The sequence below is a fragment of the Luteibacter sp. 621 genome, from assembly GCF_050435445.1.
In the GTDB taxonomy this organism is placed as follows: domain Bacteria; phylum Pseudomonadota; class Gammaproteobacteria; order Xanthomonadales; family Rhodanobacteraceae; genus Luteibacter.
Map to the genome: position 1 here is coordinate 158,834 of NZ_JBNDKI010000002.1, position 19,944 is coordinate 178,777.

A 19,944-nucleotide genomic window follows, 5' to 3' on the forward strand; every position below is an offset into this window, starting at 1 on the left:
TGTTAAATCCCTGTAGCCACGTGCAGCGAAACTCCGCCATCGCTCGGCGTTTCCTTGGCAGTATGGACGTCCATCTTGCAGGTCTGCCGCCACGCGCGTGGCGATACGCCGTACGCTTCACGGAAGCTGCGACCGAAGTGCGTCATGTCGCCAAAACCCCATGCCTGTGCGATATGCGCAATGCTGCGATAACGCAGTGATGCATCCGCAAGTTCTCGCCGGCATCGTGCAAGACGCTCGGCGCGGACCCAACGCATCAACGTCATGTCTTCATCGGCAAACAGCTCGAAAAGGTAGCTGGTTGAAAGCCCAACGCCCTTGCCGATCATCTCGGCGCACAGGCCCGAGTCCGCAAGATGCTCACGCACGTACCTGCGAACCTGTTCCTTGTGATGCTGGCGCAATTGCGACGGCGGTGGCGCGATATCGCCAACAGATACGGTCGCGGCCGCAAGCATGTGCGGAATCGCTTCAACCAGGCGATCCGCCACCGCTTCGGTCATGTCCTCCGCGTGATCGAACAACTCACGGTAGAGGCTGCGCAAGAATGTCGCGGCGGCAACGTGGCCATGCAGGCTCACGGCGGCGATCTGCTCAAGCCGTGGCACGGCATCGCGCAGCACGGAAAGGGGAAGGTAGGCGGCCTGGATCAGCGATCGGCCGGTATCGACGCGGAACGGTCGCGACAGGTCGATAAGGCAGAAGTTGCCCGGCGTGATCGTGCTACGCCGGCCGTGCTGCTCCACGCGGCTTTCGCCCTCCAGTTGCAGCACGAGCAGCGCAGCGTGGCGGTGTTCGCGGGGAAGCTGATCGCTACTGAATACGTGGGGTTTGTGGCTGAAGGTGGCAAAGCGCAGGCGATTGCCCGCGTAACCGTCCAACAGCACGGTCTGGCCTGGCTGGCGGGCCGATCCCTGGCCGAATTCGTCCCAGAAGCGCTGGGCCGCCACGAGGTGCTCGCGTGGGGCGGCCAGGGGTTGCGGCGAGCGCAAGGCGGTCTGCGAATACGGCATGACGGTTTCCTTGGTATCAGGGGCCGGCGAACGGATCGCCGTCGTCATCGTCGTCACCCAGCGGCGCCCCGTGGGGCGGGTGCGACGGCGGCGGCCCCATATGGCGCGGCGGGGGAAAGCCCTTGGAGGCCATGCACTCCGCCATCATGTCCGGTGGCACCGGGTCATCAGGTTCCCCGCCGTATTCCACCCAGCAATCATCCATGGCCGCTTCAAACTTCGGATCGTGCGGCGGGGGGCGCGGAGGGTCACGGTCTTGGGCGTAGGCGGCCGCGGCGGCCGTCATGGCGAACGCAAAAAGCGTGGTGGACCAGCGGGGAAAAACGAACATCGGGCAGAAACCTGCGTAACGACGGATACATGACAGGCTACCGGCCGCTCGTCACCCGCCGTTGTCGGCGTGTGTCTGCTTTGTGTCAGCCCCATGCCATCCCGGACACGCGCGCTGGCGCGGTTTCTGCTATCAAACGCACCATGGCCATGGATACCAACGCCCTCATCCTGGTGGTCGATGACGACCCCGAACTTCGCAACCTGATTGCCGGCTTCCTGAGCGGGCACGGCTACCGCGTGCAGGCGGCGGAAAATGTTGCGCAGATGGATCTTGCGATCTCGCGCGAACGCCCGGACGTGGTGGTGCTGGATGTGATGATGCCGGGCGAGGATGGCCTTTCGGCGGCCCGGCGCCTGGCCGCCGAGAAGGGCCCGCCGATCATCATCCTGAGCGCCCTGGGTGGGGATACCGACCGGATCATCGGGCTGGAAGTGGGCGCTGACGATTACCTGGCCAAGCCGTGTAACCCACGCGAGTTGCTGGCGCGGGTCCGGGCGATCCTGCGCCGACTGAGTTCTACCGATACGGCCGTGGCAGACGATGCGCGCCCTTACCTGTTCGCCGGCTGGCGCTTCGACATGACCCGCCGCGACCTGCGCGACCCCACGGGCATCTTCATCAACCTGTCCGACGGGGAGTTCGCGTTACTGAGGGCGTTCGTCGACCATCCCCAGCGCATCCTCAGCCGCGACCAGCTGCTGGACCTGGTGCATGGGGGGCGCACCGAGGTTTACGACCGCGCCATCGATACCCAGATCAGCCGCCTGCGCCGCAAGCTCAACGACCGCGCGGCCATGGAGATGATCCGGACGGTGCGCAACGAGGGTTACATGCTGGTACCCAAGGTGGCGCGCCCATGATCCGCTTGCCCCGCTTATCCATCTTCGCGCGAAGTTTCCTCGTGATCGTCTGCGCGTTGCTCGTGGCCGAGGCTGTCGGCTTCCTGGTATTCACCTTTAAGCCGCCCAGGCCAGTGCCCTCGGCCGGCTTCTTCGATATCGTCACCGCGTTGCGGCCGGAGCTGGAGACGTTTGGCCATTCCTTCGATGGGGGCCGCCCGTTCGATAGCGGGCGCCCTTTCGATGCAGGGCGCCCATCGGGTGACGCAGGCATGCCCGGCGGATTCGGGCCTCCGCATGGATCCGATCTTGAGATCAGCACGCAGGCCGATGCCCCGGCCGCACCGGCCGACTACGACACCAACATCTCGTCCCACCTTGCAGAACGCCTTGCAGGCGTGCTCAACACGGACCGCGACCACCTGCGCGTGTATACCTCGCTCGACGGACTGGGGCCGCTCGCGATGCCCATGCGCACCGTGGCCGGCCCCGGTTCCGTGGTGGGCCTGCGGCTAGCGGACGGTTCGTGGCGCGTAGTGACGGTACCCCAACCAGCGTTCAGCGATACCGTGCCGGCTCGCCTGCTGTGGATGCTAGGCCTGGGCGTACTGGTGATGCTCCCGCTGGCGGGGTTGTTCGCCCGTGCGCTCTCGGCTCCCATCCGTCGCTTCGCCGAGGCGGCCCATCGCCTCGGTAGCGACACCAGCGCGGCACCCGTGCCCCGGGAAGGGCCCACCGAGATGCGCATGGCCGTAGACGCGTTCAATGCCATGCAGGCGCGTATCAACCGCATGGTGCAGGAGCGTACCCAGATGATCGGTGCCATCGCACACGACCTGCGCACGCCGCTTACGCGGCTGTCGTTCCGCCTGGATGGCCTGCCCGCCCCGCTCGGCGACAAGGTAGATGCCGATATCCAGGAAATGAAGACCATGATCTCCGCCGCGCTGGATTTCATCAGGGATCGTGCGTCGGGCCCGAATCGCCAGCCACTGGATTTCCGCCTGTTGGTGGAGAGCGTGGCGGATGACCTTGTGGATGTGGGCCACGACGTATCCGTGCAGGCAGGCCAGGCCGTCACCGTGGATGGCGACCCCGTCGCCCTGCGCCGCGTGGTGGATAACCTCGTGGACAACGGCCTGAAGTACGGAGAGCGCGTGCGCATGCGCCTGCGTTTCCAGGGTGAAGCCTGCGTGCTCGAAGTGGACGACGATGGCCCCGGCATTCCCGAAAACATGCAGCGCCAGGTGTTCGAGCCCTTTTTCCGCCTGGAAGCCTCGCGCAACCGTGATACCGGGGGCATTGGCCTGGGCCTGGCCAGCGTGCGTGCCATCGTCTCCGAACACGGTGGCAGCGTGGATGTGCGCAACCGTCGCGAAGGTGGCCTGCGCGCATCGGTCATCCTGCCCGCACGCCGGCATGCATGACTTCCTACCTAGGCGCCCGCCCCCTCTGACGGGTCCATAATCGGGGTTTCCGTCCCAGGGGTCCCCCATGCGTTCAGCCTTCCGTTTCCACGTGCTCGCCGCGTGCATTGCGCTCGCCTGCTCCGCCCACGCGGCCGAGAAAGCCACCACCATTCCGGTGAAAGCCGTCGCTGCGGCCACCGAGCTGCGCGACAAGGCGATGGCCGATAACACCGGGTACGAGTTCGTTTCCGGGCTGACCACGGAAGTGGGCCCGCGCCTGGCGGGCAGCGAAGCCGACAAGCGCGGTGTCGAATGGACCGTGGCGAAATTCAAGGCCATGGGCTTCGACAAGGTGTACACCGAGAAAGTGAGCTACCCGCTGTGGGAGCGCCACAGCGAGCACGCCGCCATCGTGGCACCGTTCCCCCAGCCGCTGGCACTCACGGCGCTTGGTTATTCGGCAGGCACGCCCGCAGGCGGCCTCACCGCCGAGGTCGTGGCCTTCGATACGCTCGACGCCTTCAAGGCCGCTGACCCGGCCACGGTGAAGGGCAAGATCGTGTACGTCAGCACGCACATGGCCCAGCAGAAGGATGGCCACGACTACGGCATGGGCTCCGCCACCCGTACGCGCGGCCCGGTCCTTGCCGCCAAGATGGGCGCCGCGGCATACCTGCTTCGCTCGGCCGGCACCGACCCGCACAGCCGCACACCGCATACCGGTGTCACGGGCTTCACCGATCCGAAGGAGGCGATCCCGGCCGCGGCGCTTTCGCTACCCGATGCCGACCAGCTCGAGCGCATCCTGAAGGAAGGCAAGCCCGTTACGCTGAAGCTCGACCTGGATGTGGGCTTCAAGGGCACCTATGAAGGCTCCAACGTCATCGCCGAAGTCACCGGCCGCAAGAAGCCCAACGAAATCGTCGCGATTGGCGGCCACCTGGATTCGTGGGACCTTGGCACCGGTGCGATCGATGATGGCGCAGGCGTGGCGATCGCCGCCGCTGCGGCCAAGCTGATCAAGGACATGCCGCAGCGCCCGGATCGCACGATCCGCGTCATCGCGTTCGCTAACGAAGAAATGGGCCTGTGGGGCGGCCGCGCTTATGCGGAAGCCCATGCGAAGGACGTGGCCAGGTTCCAGCTCGGCACCGAATCCGATTTCGGCGCAGGTCGTATCTGGCGGATGTCGGCATCCGTGAAGCCCGAAGCACGCGGCGCCATTGAGCAGATCGCCAAGGTGATCGAGCCGATCGGTGTGGCCTACGATGCGGAGAAGCCGGGCGGCGGCGGTTCCGACCTGTCGCAGATGCATGCCAAGGGGATGGCGGCGCTTTCGCTCACCCAGGATGGCACCGACTACTTCGATTACCACCACAACGCCAACGATACGCTCGACAAGATCGACCCGAAGGCGCTGGCGCAAAACGTGGCGGTATACGCGACGTTCGCGTACATGGCGGCGATGGCCGACGGTAACTTCGGCTCCGCTCCTGGCGCGTTCGCCAAAGATGGCGCGCACGATTAACGCACCACAAGGAGGGCCTGGCGCGCCCCGAAGGCGCGCCAGGCCCTTGTAGGAGCGCGCTCGCGCGCGATCCGGGTCCTCAGTGGCTCGTCGCCGGTTCGCCGATCTGCTTCGGCGCCACGCGATCCTGCAGGCGGTTCATGTACAGGTAGATCACCGGCGTGAGGTAAAGCGTCAGGATCTGCGATACCACCAGGCCACCGACCACGGCCAGGCCAAGCGGCCGGCGTGTCTCCGCGCCCGCGCCAATACCCAGCGCGATCGGCAACGTACCGGCGAAAGCGGCCATCGTCGTCATCATGATCGGGCGGAAACGCACGCGGCACGCCTCGAAGATGGCATCGAATGGATTCATCCCCTCATCGCGCTGACGCTCGAGCGCGAAGTCGATCATCATGATCGCGTTCTTCTTCACGATGCCCACCAGCATCACGATGCCGACGAAAGCAAACAGATCCAGCGACGCGTTGAAGATGACCAACGTAAGCAGCGCACCCACGGCCGCGGCCGGCAGGCCGGAGAGAATGGTGAGTGGATGAATGAAGCTCTCGTACAGGATGCCCAGTACGAGGTAGATCACGAACACGGCCAGCAGCAAGAGCAGGCCCATGCCCTTGATCGAGTCCTGGAACGCCTGCGCTGTGCCCTGCACGCTACCGCTCAGGGTGGCAGGCAATTTCAGCTCCGTGGTCGCGCGGTCGATACTCGCCACGGCGTCGCTGAGCGAGACGCCCGGCGCAAGGTTGAACGAGACCGTGACGGCGGGAAGCTGCCCCTGGTGGTTCACCGTCAGCACCTGCGGCTTGCGCTCAAAACGCGCCACGGTGTTGAGCGGAATCAGCTTGCCCGAATCAGACGTGACGTACAGCTTGGATAGCACGGCCGGATCATCCTGCATGCCGCGATCGACCTGAAGGATCACCCAGTACTGCGTCGCCGAACCGTAGATCGTCGAAATCTGGTTCTCGCCAAACGCCGTGCCAAGCGCTGTTTGCACCTGATCCATGGTGAGCCCCATCGGTGCCAGCTTGTCGCGGTTCACCTCCACGACCATCGATGGGCTGTTGAGGTCCAGGTCCGTCGTGACGTCCTGGAAGCCGGGCAGCTTCTGGAACGCGGTGACGAGCTTGCCTGACCAGGCGTAGAGCGCCTGCAGGTCCGTCGACTGCACGGTGTACTGGTACTGGGCCTTCGACTGGCGGCCACCGACCTGGATGGCCGGTGGATTCTGGATGTACGTGCGGATACCCGGCACCTGGGCAAACTTGTGCCGCAGCTCCTGGATGATCTCATCGGGCGTCGTGTGGCCACGTTCACCCGCAGGGCGTAGCGTGAGCAAGATAGACCCCGAGTTGATCGTGGCGCGCGCACCACCTGCGCCCACGCTGGACATGTACCCGCCGATGTTCGGATCCTTGCCGGCAATCTCCGCCAGCGCCTGCTGGCGTGCGGACATGGCGGCAAACGAGATATCGGTCGGGCCTTCCGTCGTAACGCGCAGCTGGCCGCTATCGCCCGCCGGGATGAAGTCCTTGGGCGTCACGGCAAACAGCACGCCCGTCGCGCCCAGGCTCAGCGCGAACACCAGCAGCACCACGCGCGGATGGCGCATGCACCAGGCCAACGTGCTCGTATATCCCGACGTTACCGCACTGAAGCCAGCATCGAACCACACGACGATGCGGCTGCGCTTGTCGTGGTCATGGGCTTTGACGAAGCGGCTGCAAAGCATCGGCGTGAGCGTGATCGACACGAAGCCGGAGATCAGGATCGAGACGCTGATCACCACCGCGAACTCGTGGAACAGGCGACCGACGATACCGCCCATGAACATCACGGGGATGAACACGGCGACCAGGGAAAGAGTCATCGAGAAGATGGTGAAGCCAATTTCGTTCGCGCCCTTGACGGCGGCATCGAACGGTTTCTCGCCCATTTCGATATGCCGCATGATGTTCTCGAGCATCACGATCGCGTCATCCACGACGAACCCGACCGCGAGCGTCAGCGCCAGCAGCGAAAGATTATCCAGGCTGTAGCCCAGTGCGAACATGGCACCAAAGGTGCCCAGCACCGAGATCGGCAGTGCCACCGCGGGGATGAGCGTGGCGGATGCGTTGCCCAGGAACAGGTAGATCACCAGCACCACCAGGATGCCCGCAAGTACCAGGGTGAACTGCACGTCGTGCACGGAGTCGCGGATGGATACCGAGCGGTCGTACATCACGTCGAGCCTGACCGATGGCGGCAGCGTCGCCTCGAACCCCGGCAGCAGCGTGAGGATGCGATCGACCGTTTCCACCGTGTTCGCACCCGGCTGGCGCTGGATGGCGAGCGTGATCGCACGTTTGCCGTTGAACCAGCTGGCCTTCTGGTCATCCTGCACGCTATCGCGGGGGGTCGCGATGTCAGAAAGGCGAACCGGCGCACCGTTGCGGTAGGCGAGTACCACCTGGTTGTAGTCCGCGGCGCGCATCAACTGGCCATCCGAGCGAATGGACAGCAGCTGGCGGCTGCCATTGAGCGCGCCAGTGGCCTTGTTGACGTTCGCTGCGGCGATCGCACTGGCCATCTGGTCCACACCGATACCCGTGGCTGCCAGGCGATCGGGATTCACGGCGATACGCACGGCGTACTTCTGTGAGCCGTATACATTGACCTGCGCAACGCCCTCGACCATGGAAAGGCGCTGCGCCAGTTCGGTCTCCGCGTAGTCATCCACGGTGGATAGCGGAAGCGTGGACGATTGCATGGTAAGGAACAGGATGGGCGCATCCGCCGGGTTCACCTTGCGGTACGTCGGCGGTGTCGGCATATCCTGCGGCAACTGGCGCTGCGCGGCAGAAATGGCCGCCTGCACGTCCTGCGCCGCGCCATCGATACTGCGATCGAGGGCGAACGTCACCGTGATCGTGGTGGAACCCAGCGAGCTGGATGATGTGAGCGAATCGATACCCGCGATCGTCGACAGCTGCGCTTCCAGCGGCGTGGCCACGGACGAGGCCATGGTCTCCGGTGAGGCGCCTGGCAGGCTCGCGCTGATGTTAATCGTGGGGAAATCGACGTTCGGCAGCTCGTTGACCGGGAGCTTGGGGTAAGCCGCGATGCCGAAGATCACCAGCGCCGCCATCAGCAGCGTAGTCATCACCGGGCGGCGGATGCACAGTTCAGGCAGGTTCACGCCGCAGTTCTCCTCAGCCCTTGTCGATGCGTACGCGTGCGCCGTCCACCAGCAGCATCTGGCCTTCGGTCACCACGCGCTCGCCCTCGGCGAGCCCCTTATCGATCACGACGCGCGTCGCGGTACTGGCGCCTGTCGTGACATTGCGCTGTTCCACTGTCTGGTCAGGCTTTACGACGAACACGAACGTGCCCGACGTGGAGCTCTGCAATGCGATGACCGGGATGCTCACGGCATCGGCCAGGCGAGTGGTGGGCAACGTCACTTCGGCGAACTGGCCGGCCGTCAGCCGGCCATCGGCATTGGCGAACCGCCCCTTCAACACGATGGTGCCGGTGGTGGCATCCACCGCGTTATCGACGAACTCCAGCTCGCCCTTCAACGGGCCGCCGGTATCACCAGGAATCTTTGCCTCCACCGGAAGCGCGCCGCGGCGCTGGCTTGCACGCACGGCCGACAGGCTGTCCTCCGGGATCGCGAATGCCACGCGGATCGGGTCCACTTCGTTCAACACCACGATATCGGTGGTATCCGCCGTGAGCGTCGCGCCTGGGTAGGCGAGCGGCGCGCCGGTGATGCCATCGAAGGGCGCCGTGATCGTGGTGAAATCGAGCTGGACCTGCGCGGCGCGGGCGGCGGCGCGGTCGCTCTCGAGTGCGGCGCGAGCCACGCCGAGGTTGGCCTTGTACAGATCGAAATCGGCGCGGCTGACGAATCCCTTGCCGAGCATATTCTGGTAACGCGCCAGATCGGCCTCGGCCTTGGTGAGCTGCGCCTGGTCGCTCGCCACCTTGCCCTGCGCCTCGTCGAGTGCCGCCTTCAGTGGCCGCGGATCGACCTGGGCGAGCAACTCTCCCTTCTTCACGTGCGCTCCCGGCGTAAAGGCGAGCGCTTCGAGCTGCCCATTCACGCGCGAGCGGATATTTACCGTGGAATACGCCTCGGCACGGCCGATGATCTTCAGTGAAAGATCGATCTCGCCGCGCGTGGCGACGGCCGTGTTGACCGGGGTACCCGCCGCCGGAGCGGCACGGGACGGCTTCTGCGCGTCCTTGCCGTCTGCGCCGTGGCGCCACACCCCCACGCCGACGGCGGCGAGCGCGACCAATCCAGCGATGAGGACGAGTTTCTTCCCTGGGGAACGTTGCATGGCTACTCCGGCCGAAACCGTTGGGTTCGGTCGCCGCGCCGGGGATAGCGCGGACATGGGTTTAGTCGGGACATCCGTGTAGGAAACGCAGGCCCCCGTGTTGCGTTGACAACCGTTCAGTCTTCTCCGGAAGGCTCATCCAGCGCCTGGAGGTTATCCTTGATGCGCTCCAGAACGGCGAGCATCTTTTCGAGGTCGCCGTAGGCAATGCCCTGGGTGGCATCGCGGCGCAGGCCGCGCGAGATATCTTCCATGTCATCGATGACACTACGTGCCTGCTCGGTATCGTGCAGGCGCCAGGCACGGCGGTCCTTCGGGTCGGGGCGGCGCTCCACGAAGCCGGCCGCCTGCAGGCGGTCGATCACCCGGCCGACGGCGATGGGCTCCATGTCCAGCTGCTCGGCCAGTTCGTTCTGGCGCATGCCGGGCCGGCGGTGCAGCCACTTGAGGGCGCGCCACTGGGCGCGGGTCAGCCCGAACGTCACCGCCCGGCGGTCAAAGTGCTTCCGGAAAAGCAGCGTGACGTCGTTGAGCAGGTAACCAAACGAGATATCTTCGACTTTGAGCTGGTCGGCCATGGCGGGAAGGGTGGTCGGCTTTTCTTGCGGTTGGGATCGCATCGTATCCACCTGTGCCCACCCGTCACAAGCGAGGATGCAGCATGGCGCTGGAAGTCATCGAGGCTGATATCACCACGCTGGCCGTCGATGCCATCGTGAACGCTGCCAACGAGTCCCTGTTGGGTGGCGGCGGCGTCGATGGGGCGATCCACAGGGCGGCAGGCACTGAGCTGCTGGCGGCCTGCCGTGCGTTGCCGGAAACGCTCCCGGGGGTACGCTGCCCCACCGGTGAGGCGCGCCTCACCCCCGGCTTTGGCCTGCCCGCCCGCTGGGTCATCCATACCGTAGGCCCGGTGTGGCACGGCGGCGCCAGCGGTGAGCCCGCGTTGTTAGCCGCCTGCTACCGGGCCAGCCTGGCCCTGGCCCATGAACTGGGCCTTGATAGTGTGGCGTTTCCGGCCATAAGTGCCGGTGTTTACGGCTATCCCGCCAGTCTCGCCGCCCAGGTCGCCGTGCGTACCGTGCGCGATGCGCCCTGGGCACCGCCGCAGGTGGTCTTCTGTGCATTTGGCCAAGCCATGGCCGGGCACTACCGCGACGCACTCGGCGCCTAGCGCGGGTAAAGCGGTGGCAGCCCGCCCGTGTCGGCTGGCCCGGCCGGTGGCGCCCAATCCAGCCCCGCCGCGAACACCTCGCGCCAGCTGGCGGTATCCAGGTGGCCATCCGCGAAGCGGGCACGCTGCAGTCCGGCGATCGCGTCGCGCTGGTGTCCCGGGCGAAGGGCCCCGGCCAGGTCGCCCAGGGAGCGGATGCGTGGACGAACCGAACGGCCCCAAATGAGCAGTGTGCGTTCGATGCTGAGCAGGTCGCCGCTCGCCACAGCCCTGAGGAAATCCTCACGCGCGGCAGCCGGGCGGGGTGATTCCCGAGGCGCCGGGGGTGGCACCAGGCCACTGGCGGGCCGCCGGCGTTTCGCCCATACGAACCAGCCCACCACCGTGAACAACCAGAGCAGGCCAACGGCAAAGGCCACGGCCCGCCATGGCGTGCCTGATGCCGGTACCGCTGTGGCAACGACCGGCGTGGGGCTCGATTGCGGTTGAACCGCACTCGTGCCCGGCAACGTCACCGGCGCGGCCCCACCCGGCGCCACCTCGATATCGCGCGCGGGCAGCGTGGCCGTTTCGGGCTTATCGGTCGCCACATTCCACCAGTGCAGCGTGGTCTCCGGAATATGCAACGTGCCAGGACGCGTCGGCACGACCGCAAAGCCCTGCTGCCGGCGACCGGTAATCCATGGCCCGTTCGTGCTGCTGCCGGTCACGGCCTTGTCAGGATAGACGTCCGCGCCATCGATCTTCGGCAGCGATAGCGCAGGCAACGCCTCGAAGGGCAGGCCCGTGGCGTCGAGGCGCATCCCAAGGGTCATGGGTTGCCCGACACGGGCTTTGCCATCGGCCGGGAAACCGTCCAGCGTGAGCGTCAATGCGCGCGCGGGTAGCCACGCGCCATCAGGGGCACCGGCGGGGCGGCCGCGGACATTCACACTTATTGGCTGCGCCACCGCGTTCACGGGCTCGCCCGCGCCGAAGAACGAGTTCACATCAGTGGGATCGACTGCCGTGCCCTGGAAGCCGGGCGGTTTGATCTCGAGCGTGCCGGGGTGTTGGGGAATGATGGCGTAGTGTCGCTCGACGACGTTGAAGCGGCGGCCACCGCGTTCGGTCTGGTAGTTCGCATCGGATCCAATCCGCCGGATCTCCGCGCCTTCGGCGGAGGGATCACCCAGCTGGCCATCGGCCAGGTTTACCGCGAAATACAGGCGCAACGTGTAATCGAATTGCTGCCCCACGTAGCCAGTCGCCGGGTCGACCTTGCCTTCGAGCACCACAGGCCGGTTGGCGGCATCCGCGGGCGAGTTGCTGGCAGCCTCGACCGAGAGCGGTAGTGGCTGGGTCGCCTGGCCGCCAAGGGTGAGCGCCGGCACGGTGAGCTGCCCTTCGTGCCTGGGCCGCAGTGCGATACCGAGAATGGTGTGCGCCTCACGCCTGCCGTTAACGATGCTCAGCGTGTGATTGGTGGATGTGCCCAGCACGATGAAATCTGCCGCCAGCGGCGAGAGATCGGGATTGCCCAGGTTGTCATCGCCTACCTCGATGTTGAGCGTGACCGTTTCGCCATTACCGACGCGCGTGCGATCGAGCGATGCCACGGGCGCAGCACCTTGCGCGTACGTCACTCCCACCATCAGCGACAGGGCCAGGGCCAGCCATGCATGGCGCATCATCATTCCTCCGGCTCCGCGCCATGGCGACGCTGGTATTCGAGCATGAACTTGCGGCGCAACAGGCCGCCCGGATCATCCGGAACGCGCAGCAGCTGCCGCCGCACATCGGGGGGCAGCTTCGACGACGCTTCGGATTCGGACAACTGACCCAGGTCGTGCTGATCGTCCTTGCCGCCGTCCTTCCCCTTGCCTGCCAGCGCGGCATCCATCTTCTGTTTCAGCGCCTGCTGGGCCGCCTCAGCCTGTGCACGCTCATCGGCGGACTTGGCGCTCGCGTCGCCCTGGGGCGGTTGCGCCTTGCCTGCGTCGGTACCTTTATCCTTCCCTTCGCCTTCGCCGGCCTGACCTGGTGCGCCCTGTTGTTCTTTCTGATCCTGACCACCCGCGGACTGCCCGCCTTGCTGGCCCTTCGACGGATCGTTCTGCTGGCCCTGCTGACCCTGTTGATTCTTACCTTGCTCGCCTGGCTTCTTGTCGGGCTGGCCGTCCTTCTGGCCCTTGGCGCCCTGGTCATCCTGCTTTTGCTTCTGTTGCTGCTTCAGGAAATCTTCGACCGCTTTGCGGTTTGCCGTCGCATCCGCGTTGGCCGGGTTCGCCTTCAGTGCCCGATCGTAGGCGGCGATCGCCTCTTCGTAGTGTTGTTGCTTCGCAAGTGCGTTGCCGAGGTTGTACTGGCCGTCGCTGTCGGTCGCATGGGTTAACGCTTCCTCCGCGGCGGCGAAATCACCGGCACGATACGCGGCGGCACCGCGCAACGCGGCACTTTGTGCGACGGCCTGGGCTTTCTTTGCATCGCCTGCCGCGAGCGCATCCGCCGCCTGCTGGTCGCGTGTACGGAACGCATCGCGCACGGAAGCGGCGTGCGATGGCGCGACAGGGAGCACCGCGAGCGCGAGCAGCAACAGCCAGCCACGCCGAAACCCTAGCGCCACGAGCGGCAAAAGCGGGAGCAACAGCCAGGGGCCGCGATCCTCCCATTGCGTAGCGGTCGCGCTGTCGTCGGCCCTTGCGGCACTCGCATCACGCAACATCGCGGCCATGGCGGTGATGTCGGATCGATCATCGGAGGCGACCGCGTACGCCCCGCCACCTGCGGCGGCCAGGGCCCGCAGCGACGCATCATCGCGCGGCGCCATCACGATGCTGCCCTGTTCATCCTTCAGGAACTGGCCGTCGTCCGTGGTAATCGGCCCACCGCGCGGCGTGCCAATACCAAGCACCGAAACGCGGTCCCCCGCGGCCAGGGCGCGACGCGCTGCCGCCTGCGCACCGGCGTCGGCGCGATCTGTAACCACGACGATCGAACCGCCACGTACATCGGCGTGGTGGATAAGATCCACCGCTTGATCAATCGCCTTGCCCGCGTCGTCGCCGCCCACCGGCATGGTATCCGGCGCAAGCGCCGCAAGCAGGTCGTCGACGCTGTGTGCATCGGTCGTGAGTGGCGCTACGGTGAACGACTCACCGGTATAGGCCACCAGCGCATTCATGCCATCGCTGTTCGCGGCATAGAGCTCGCGTACTTTGTAGCGTGCCCGGCTCAGGCGATCCGGCACGACGTCGCGCGCCAGCATGTGCGGCGACATGGAGACGACGACAACCTGCGCGGCACGTTCGCTGAAGAGTTGCTCCGAGGCCCGGCTCCACGATGGGCCGGCCAAGGCGACGATGGCCAGCGCCGCTGCGGCGACCACGGCCCAGGCAGGCAGGCGCGACGCGCGTGGCGTGCCGTCCAGCAGGTAAGGCAAGAGCGTCGGATCGGCAAGGCGCGTAAGAACGCGGATCTCCGGTGAGCGGCGCAGCATCGCCCATGCCAGCAGCGGAACCAGGGTGAACAACCACAGCCAGTGCGGCTGGAGAAAATGAAAGTGAGTGAAGAACGTGGTCATGCAACCGCCCTCGCCGGCAGCCAGCGTGGCGCCAGCGCGGCGACCAGTAGCACCAGCCCCATGAGGAGCGGCCAGCGGAAGAGTTCATCACGTGGGCGCAGGGTGGCGCCTTGTTGTGGCACGGGCTCCAGCTGGTCGATCTGGCGGTAAGCCTGGGCCAGCTCATCCGTATCCGTGGCACGGAAGAAGCGGCCACCGGTCTGGTTTGCTATATCGGTGAGCATGCCTACATCGAGATCCGCCGATGGGTTTTCGATACGTGACCCGAAGAAATCGGGAACACGCATGGCCGTCGCGCCAATGCCGATCGTATAAACACGCACACCCGCGGCCTTGGCTGCACGGGCTGCCTCGCGCGGCGCGATGGAACCTGCGTTGTTCACGCCGTCGGTAAGCAACACGAGTACGCGAGCCTGTTGCGGAAGATCCGCAAGCCGCTTGACCGCCACGGCGATCGCGTCACCGATAGCGGTCTCGCGTCCAGGCAAGCCCACCACGGCATCGTGCAATTGAGCCCTCACTGCATCCAGGTCGTAGGTCAAGGGCGTGACGAGGTAGGCCTGCGAACCGAATAGGACGAGCCCAAGCTCATCACCCGCCCGTCGGTCGATAAAGTCGCCAGCGATCGCCTCGACAGCGGCAAACCGCGTTACCTGCCGACCGGCAAGCTGCATGTCATCCAGTGACATGCTTCCCGAAAGATCGACCGCGAGCATGGTGGCGCGCCCGCTGCGTTTTTGTGGTTCGGGCAGGCCCAGATGCTGTGGGCGCGCAGCCGCGACCACCAGGCAGGCCCATGCCAACACCATGAGTGCGGATGCGGCGAACGATGCACGATTGGCGGAGGCGGGCATCAATGTAATGCCCGGCTGCGGAAGATTCAGCGCTTGCGCCGGGCGCACCGGCCGTAGCACGCGGCGAAGGATCCACGGCAAGGGCAGCGCGAGGAAAAGCCATGGCCACGCAAACTCAGGAAGGTGCATGCGCCCTCCGCGAACCGCGCGCAGGCTTGCTCGAGAGCACATCCCGCACCCAGCCTTCGACATCGGCAGCGACGGCATCGATATCCAGGGTTGCCCTGGGTCGGTACATCACCTCACCCAGTACGGCCAGGTTCGATACATCGCGTTTTGGCGCCATCGCCTTGAGCGCGGCGTGCCAATCGCCCTCGCCAAGGGTGACGCTATGAGCGTCGCGCGTGCGCGCAACCCGGCGCATCAGCTGATGCGCACTGGCGGCGAACGCGGCGTCATCGCCATCATCGCGATGGCGTGCCCTGGCCATGTGTAGATCGGCAAGCACGCTATCGATGTAACGCCCGCGCCGGATCCGTTGGCGCCAGGTCCATGCAGCGAACACGGCGAAGGCGAGCGCGAGCAGCAGCAACCCCCACCACCCCGGGGCCAGCGGCCACCAGGGTACGTGCGGAACGTGGACATCGCGTAGCTCGGGTCCTTGCTGCGGCATCAGCGGGCCCTCGTTGGGCCAAGCAACTCGATGATGGCATTGAGCGGATCTGCCGTTGTATCGAGCGTGCGTTGGAGAAGGCCCAGTTGGCTGGCCAGCGCGGCAAGACGTTGCCGACCCTCACCAAGGGCGCGCGCGAAATCTGCACGCTGGCGCTCGCCATGCAGCGCGATGTCGTAGTGCACGCCATCGTGGGCAAACGGATAGCGGCCGGCGGGTGGTTCAGCCATCTCCAGGGGATCGGATACGGTGATGATGCGCACCTCCGCCTTGCTTACCAGGCTAAGCATGCGGCCATAGGCGGCCTGGTCCACGGCGAAGCCATCGCTCACCAGCAGCACCCGCGAAGCACCGTGCATGAGGCGGCCGGCACGCTGGAGCGCAGCCGAAAGACTTTCATCACCGCCAGGCGGCAGGGCATCCCAGGCTGCCAGCGCGCCGCACAGCGCGAGGGCGCCACGCGGGCCGCCCTGCGGGCGTAGCAGGCGTTGCTGGCCACCAAAGGCAAGCACGCCCACGCGATCGCCAGCGCGGATCGCATACCAGGCGGCGGTGGCAGCGACACGCGCAGCCTGCACCGATTTGAAGCGGGTGCGCGTTCCGAAACGCATGCTTGCGTTGGTATCCAGAAGGACGAGTAGCCTGCCTTCACGTTCTTCCTGGAACAGCTTGGTGTGGGCGACGCCGCTGCGCGCGGTGAGCCGCCAATCCATGCGGCGCACGTCGTCGCCCGCCTGGTACACGCGCGATTCCGCGTAATCCATGCCACGCCCATGCAGGCGCCCCGGCCGCTGGCCGCTGCGCGGTGCGCGCGACACCACCGGTGGGGGCGGCGCACGCATGACCCGCGAGCGAAGCGCCAGCAGCTCCGGCAACGTGACGTTTACGCGGGCATCCGCGGCGTGAGAAACGGCGTTCACGGCAGCGGCACAAGATCCAGCAGGCGATCGATCACCGTATCCACCCGTACGCCTTCCGCCTCGGCTTCGTAGCTGGGCAGCACACGGTGGCGCAGCACCTCGTGCGCTATCGCGTGGACGTCTTCGGGCAACGCATAGTCGCGACCGGCCAGCCACGCGTGCGCGCGGGCGCAGCGATCGAGCGCGATGCTCGCGCGCGGGCTCGCGCCCCATGCGATCCAGCGCGCCAGCTCGGCGCCGTAGTGGCCAGCCTCGCGGGTGGCGACCACCAATTGCGTGATGTAGAGCTCGAGCGGGGCGGCCATGTGCACCGCCAGCACGGCATCGCGCGCGGCAAAGACATCGGCAGGGCGCAGCACATGCGCCGGCGGCGGCACCGGGTGCATCGCTTCCCGCGCTTGTTCCCGCGCGAGGCGAAGGATCGCCAGCTCCGCTTCCGCATCGGGGTAACCGATGGTGACGTGCATGAGGAAGCGATCGAGCTGGGCTTCCGGTAGTGCAAACGTGCCTTCCTGCTCGATAGGGTTTTGCGTGGCCATGACCATGAACAGGTCGGGAAGCGGCCAGGTTCGGCGACCGATCGTAATTTGCCGCTCGGCCATGGCCTCGAGCAGCGCCGACTGCACTTTCGCGGGGGCGCGGTTGATCTCGTCGGCAAGCACGATATTGTGGAACAGCGGGCCGCGTTCAAATTCGAACGTCCCCGTCTGCGGCCGGAAAATATCCGTGCCGGTCAGATCCGCCGGCAACAGGTCGGGCGTGAACTGAATACGGTGGAAGTCTGCCTCGACCCGCGTGGCCAGCGCCTTGATCGCCGTGGTCTTGGCCAGGCCGGGGGCGCCTTCCACCAATAGGTGGCCATCGGCCAGCAGGGCGATAAGCAGGCATTCCACCAGGTGCGGCTGCCCGATGATCCCGCGGGATAGCTCTCCGCGCAGGCGGACGAAAGCCTCCTGGAGGGGCGTCGTGGCGGCAGGCAGGGTCTCGGGCATGGCAATGGCTCGTAAAAAACTGGCGACAGGCCCGATAAGACCACAGCGGGCGCTTAAAGTTTAGGCCCGGAAGTTGGGGACAAAAAAAGGGCGGCCCTGGGGCCGCCCTTGGGTACTGCCGGAAAGACGCGGTTACTGCAGCGTGTTGCTGAGGATGCGCGGCGTAACGAAGATCAGCAGTTCGGCCTTGTCGTTCTGGCGCGAGGTATTGCGGAACAGGACGCCGATACCGGGGATATCGCCCAGGCCAGGCACCTTCTTGGTGGTGTTGGCCTTGGTGATCTCGTAGATGCCACCCAGCACGACCGTCTGCCCGTTATCCACCAGCACCGAGGTGTTGATTTCGCGGGTGTCGATCGACGGGACGAAGCCACCGCCCGGCGACGGCGTGTTGCCGGCCAGAGCATCCTTCTTCACGTTGATCTTCAGGTACACGCGGCTGTCGGCGGTGATCGTCGGCGTGACGCGCAGCTCGAGCACGGCATCCTTGAACTGCACCGTGGCGTTCTGGGCACCACCACCGGAACCGGAGGCCTGGTAGGTGACGTAGCCGATCTCGGTACCCTGCTTGATCACGGCTTCCTGCTGGTTAGCCGTGATGACGCGCGGGCTGCTGATGACTTCACTGCGGCCTTCGGTCTGTGCAGCCGAGAGCTCCAGGTCAACCAGGTAGTTCGAGCCGAGGATCGCAAGGCCAAGGCTGCCGGCCGGGTTGGAGACAGGCAGGTTGACGTTGTAACCACCCGGATACGTGATGGTGCTGGTCGTCCCGGCGGCGGCATGGTTGGCGTTCCAGACCTGGGTCGCCAGGCCGGCCGTACCCTGGTTCGGGGCCGTGCCGCTGGTGAGGTCCGGCGTGGTGCCGATCACCTGGCCGCTCGAGTTGGTCTGGGTCGCCTGGACGCCCCAACGCACACCGAGATCACGGGTGAAGGTATCGGTTGCGACGACGATGCGCGATTCGATCAGCACCTGCTGCACCGGCCGGTCCAGCGTGCCGATGAGCTCACGCAGGTCGCGGATCTTGTCGGGCGTATCGTTGATCAGGAGCGTGTTGGTGCGCTCGTCGAACGAAACACTGCCACGCGCGGACAGGAAGCCACGAGTACCGCCGCCGGCGCCACTGCTGCTACCACCGCCACCGGTCAGGCTACCCTGGGTCAGCAACTTGGCGATGTCTTCGGCCTTGCCGTAGCTGATGGGGATGTAGTCAGCAACGAGTTCCGCGTTGTCCTCGGCCTTCTGGCGGGCATCAGCCAGGCTCTGCTCGTAGTTGGCCAGTTCCTGCTGCGGCGCGATCCAGATCACGTTGCCACTACGGCGCTTGTCGAGGCCCTTGGCACGCAGGATCACATCCAGCGCCTGGTCCCACGGGGTGTTGACGAGGCGGAGCGTCACGCTGCCACCCACGCTATCGGAGGCCACCAGGTTGAGCTTGGCTTCGTCGGCGATGAGCTGCAGTGCGGAGCGGACCGGAATGTCCTGGAAATTGAAGGTGAGGCGCGAACCGGAGTAGGTCGGCTCCTGGCCCTTCGCGGCCTTGCCCGTCACCGGGGCGGCCTTCTTGGGCGCGACCTCGATCACGTACTCGGTGCCGCTCTGGTAGGCCGATACGTCCGTGTCGCCCTTGGTACGGATCTCCATGCGCGTGCCGCCCGGCACCGACGAGGACTGGATCGACTGGACCGGGGTGGCGAAGTCGAGCACGTCCAGGCGCTGGGCGAGCTTGGAGGGAAGCGTCGCGCCCGTGAAGCTGACCAGTACTTTGTCGCTCTCGCGGCGCATTTCCGGCGTGGTGCCTTCGCTACCCAGGGTCACCACCACGCGGCCTTCGCCATTCTGGCCGCGGCGGAAGTCGATATTCGACAGTGGGGTGCCTGCGCTCGACGGCAACGCCTTGGTCGGGTCGGAAACGATCGCCGTGGTCGTCGTGGCGCCCGTCGGACCGTTGTTCACGGTAACGATCAGGTTGTTGCCATCCACTCGGGTCTTGTAGGCCGAATCGCGGAAGAGCTCGACCGTGACGCGGGTGCGGCCACCGGCCGACACCACGGAGACGCCTGACGTTGAACCCTTGCTTACGTCAAGGTGTCGGGTCGAGAAGGCGTTGGTGGTATCCGGCAGGTCAATGGCGATGCGCGGCGGATTCGTGGTCGTGAAGACCTTCGGTTCCGGCGCGTGGCCCGAAAAGGCGAGCGTCAGCTCGACACGGCCGCCAGGCTGGGCATCGTAGGTGACGTTCTTTAGCGCCGTCTCGGCCGCCGCGCTGCCGGCGAACCCGAACGCCGCGACAAGCGCGACGCCGAGGGTCCAGCGCCGCGTGCGAGGACGCGAGCTACCCGGCAGATGATTGGAATTGGTCGTCATGTGCTTCA

General features: G+C 65.9%; 16 protein-coding genes. 4 read left to right on the forward strand and 12 right to left on the reverse strand.

Features of this window, described 5'->3' with window-relative positions; genetic code table 11:
- Nucleotides 1–2: 2 nt before the first annotated feature.
- Both ABIE56_RS02920 and ABIE56_RS02925 read right to left on the reverse strand, forming a co-directional pair.
- Nucleotides 3–1,013, reverse strand: a complete 1,011-nt coding sequence (locus tag ABIE56_RS02920; protein ID WP_429242342.1) for a helix-turn-helix domain-containing protein — start codon at nucleotides 1,011–1,013, stop codon at nucleotides 3–5.
- Nucleotides 1,014–1,029: 16 nt separating this feature from the next.
- A complete protein-coding gene (locus tag ABIE56_RS02925) occupies nucleotides 1,030–1,344 on the reverse strand; it encodes a hypothetical protein (protein WP_429242343.1) in 315 nt (104 codons plus the stop codon).
- Between the two features lie 149 nt (nucleotides 1,345–1,493).
- On the opposite strand from ABIE56_RS02925, the gene ABIE56_RS02930 reads away from it, so the two are divergent.
- The 3 genes from ABIE56_RS02930 to ABIE56_RS02940 all read left to right on the forward strand — a co-directional run bounded on the left by ABIE56_RS02930 (nucleotide 1,494) and on the right by ABIE56_RS02940 (nucleotide 5,123).
- Complete coding sequence (locus ABIE56_RS02930; RefSeq protein ID WP_429242344.1) at nucleotides 1,494–2,207, forward strand: response regulator; 714 nt, start codon at nucleotides 1,494–1,496, stop codon at nucleotides 2,205–2,207.
- The gene (locus ABIE56_RS02935) at nucleotides 2,204–3,613 is read left to right on the forward strand and encodes an ATP-binding protein (protein ID WP_429242345.1); all 1,410 of its coding nucleotides are present in this window, start codon (nucleotides 2,204–2,206) and stop codon (nucleotides 3,611–3,613) included. Before ABIE56_RS02930 ends, ABIE56_RS02935 begins: the two co-directional genes overlap by 4 nt.
- Nucleotides 3,614–3,680: 67 nt before the next feature.
- Nucleotides 3,681–5,123: a M20/M25/M40 family metallo-hydrolase gene (locus ABIE56_RS02940; protein ID WP_429242346.1), complete on the forward strand. Its 1,443-nt coding sequence runs from the start codon at nucleotides 3,681–3,683 to the stop codon at nucleotides 5,121–5,123.
- A 79-nt stretch (nucleotides 5,124–5,202) separates the two neighbouring features.
- Here ABIE56_RS02940 and ABIE56_RS02945 read toward each other — a convergent pair whose 3' ends face one another.
- The 3 genes from ABIE56_RS02945 to ABIE56_RS02955 all read right to left on the reverse strand — a co-directional run bounded on the left by ABIE56_RS02945 (nucleotide 5,203) and on the right by ABIE56_RS02955 (nucleotide 10,074).
- Nucleotides 5,203–8,304, reverse strand: coding sequence for an efflux RND transporter permease subunit (locus ABIE56_RS02945; protein WP_429242347.1), 3,102 nt, complete (start codon nucleotides 8,302–8,304; stop codon nucleotides 5,203–5,205).
- 13 nt (nucleotides 8,305–8,317) lie between these two features.
- Nucleotides 8,318–9,454 (reverse strand): efflux RND transporter periplasmic adaptor subunit, encoded by a 1,137-nt coding sequence (locus ABIE56_RS02950; protein ID WP_429242348.1) that lies wholly within the window; start codon nucleotides 9,452–9,454, stop codon nucleotides 8,318–8,320.
- Nucleotides 9,455–9,570: 116 nt separating this feature from the next.
- On the reverse strand, nucleotides 9,571–10,074 hold the full coding sequence (locus ABIE56_RS02955) for a MarR family winged helix-turn-helix transcriptional regulator (RefSeq protein ID WP_429242349.1): 504 nt from the start codon (nucleotides 10,072–10,074) through the stop codon (nucleotides 9,571–9,573).
- A gap of 41 nt (nucleotides 10,075–10,115) precedes the next feature.
- On the opposite strand from ABIE56_RS02955, the gene ABIE56_RS02960 reads away from it, so the two are divergent.
- Entirely contained in the window at nucleotides 10,116–10,628 is a 513-nt protein-coding gene (locus ABIE56_RS02960) for an O-acetyl-ADP-ribose deacetylase (protein ID WP_429242350.1), read from the forward strand.
- On the opposite strand, the gene ABIE56_RS02965 is transcribed toward ABIE56_RS02960, so the two are convergent.
- The 7 genes from ABIE56_RS02965 to pilQ form a co-directional block, all read right to left on the reverse strand.
- A complete protein-coding gene (locus tag ABIE56_RS02965; RefSeq protein ID WP_429242351.1) occupies nucleotides 10,625–12,304 on the reverse strand; it encodes a BatD family protein in 1,680 nt (559 codons plus the stop codon). The genes ABIE56_RS02960 and ABIE56_RS02965 overlap by 4 nt on opposite strands.
- Nucleotides 12,301–14,190 (reverse strand): tetratricopeptide repeat protein, encoded by a 1,890-nt coding sequence (locus ABIE56_RS02970; protein ID WP_429242352.1) that lies wholly within the window; start codon nucleotides 14,188–14,190, stop codon nucleotides 12,301–12,303. The genes ABIE56_RS02965 and ABIE56_RS02970 overlap by 4 nt, the downstream gene beginning before the upstream one ends.
- Nucleotides 14,187–15,173, reverse strand: coding sequence for a VWA domain-containing protein (locus ABIE56_RS02975; protein ID WP_429242353.1), 987 nt, complete (start codon nucleotides 15,171–15,173; stop codon nucleotides 14,187–14,189). Before ABIE56_RS02975 ends, ABIE56_RS02970 begins: the two co-directional genes overlap by 4 nt.
- The gene (locus ABIE56_RS02980) at nucleotides 15,160–15,657 is read right to left on the reverse strand and encodes a DUF4381 domain-containing protein (RefSeq protein ID WP_429242354.1); all 498 of its coding nucleotides are present in this window, start codon (nucleotides 15,655–15,657) and stop codon (nucleotides 15,160–15,162) included. The genes ABIE56_RS02975 and ABIE56_RS02980 overlap by 14 nt, the downstream gene beginning before the upstream one ends.
- Nucleotides 15,657–16,577, reverse strand: a complete 921-nt coding sequence (locus tag ABIE56_RS02985) for a DUF58 domain-containing protein (RefSeq protein WP_429242355.1) — start codon at nucleotides 16,575–16,577, stop codon at nucleotides 15,657–15,659. The genes ABIE56_RS02980 and ABIE56_RS02985 overlap by 1 nt, the downstream gene beginning before the upstream one ends.
- The gene (locus ABIE56_RS02990; protein ID WP_429242356.1) at nucleotides 16,574–17,569 is read right to left on the reverse strand and encodes an AAA family ATPase; all 996 of its coding nucleotides are present in this window, start codon (nucleotides 17,567–17,569) and stop codon (nucleotides 16,574–16,576) included. The genes ABIE56_RS02985 and ABIE56_RS02990 overlap by 4 nt, the downstream gene beginning before the upstream one ends.
- 132 nt (nucleotides 17,570–17,701) lie before the next feature.
- Entirely contained in the window at nucleotides 17,702–19,936 is a 2,235-nt protein-coding gene (gene pilQ, locus ABIE56_RS02995) for a type IV pilus secretin PilQ (RefSeq protein ID WP_429242357.1), read from the reverse strand.
- Nucleotides 19,937–19,944 lie beyond the last annotated feature (8 nt).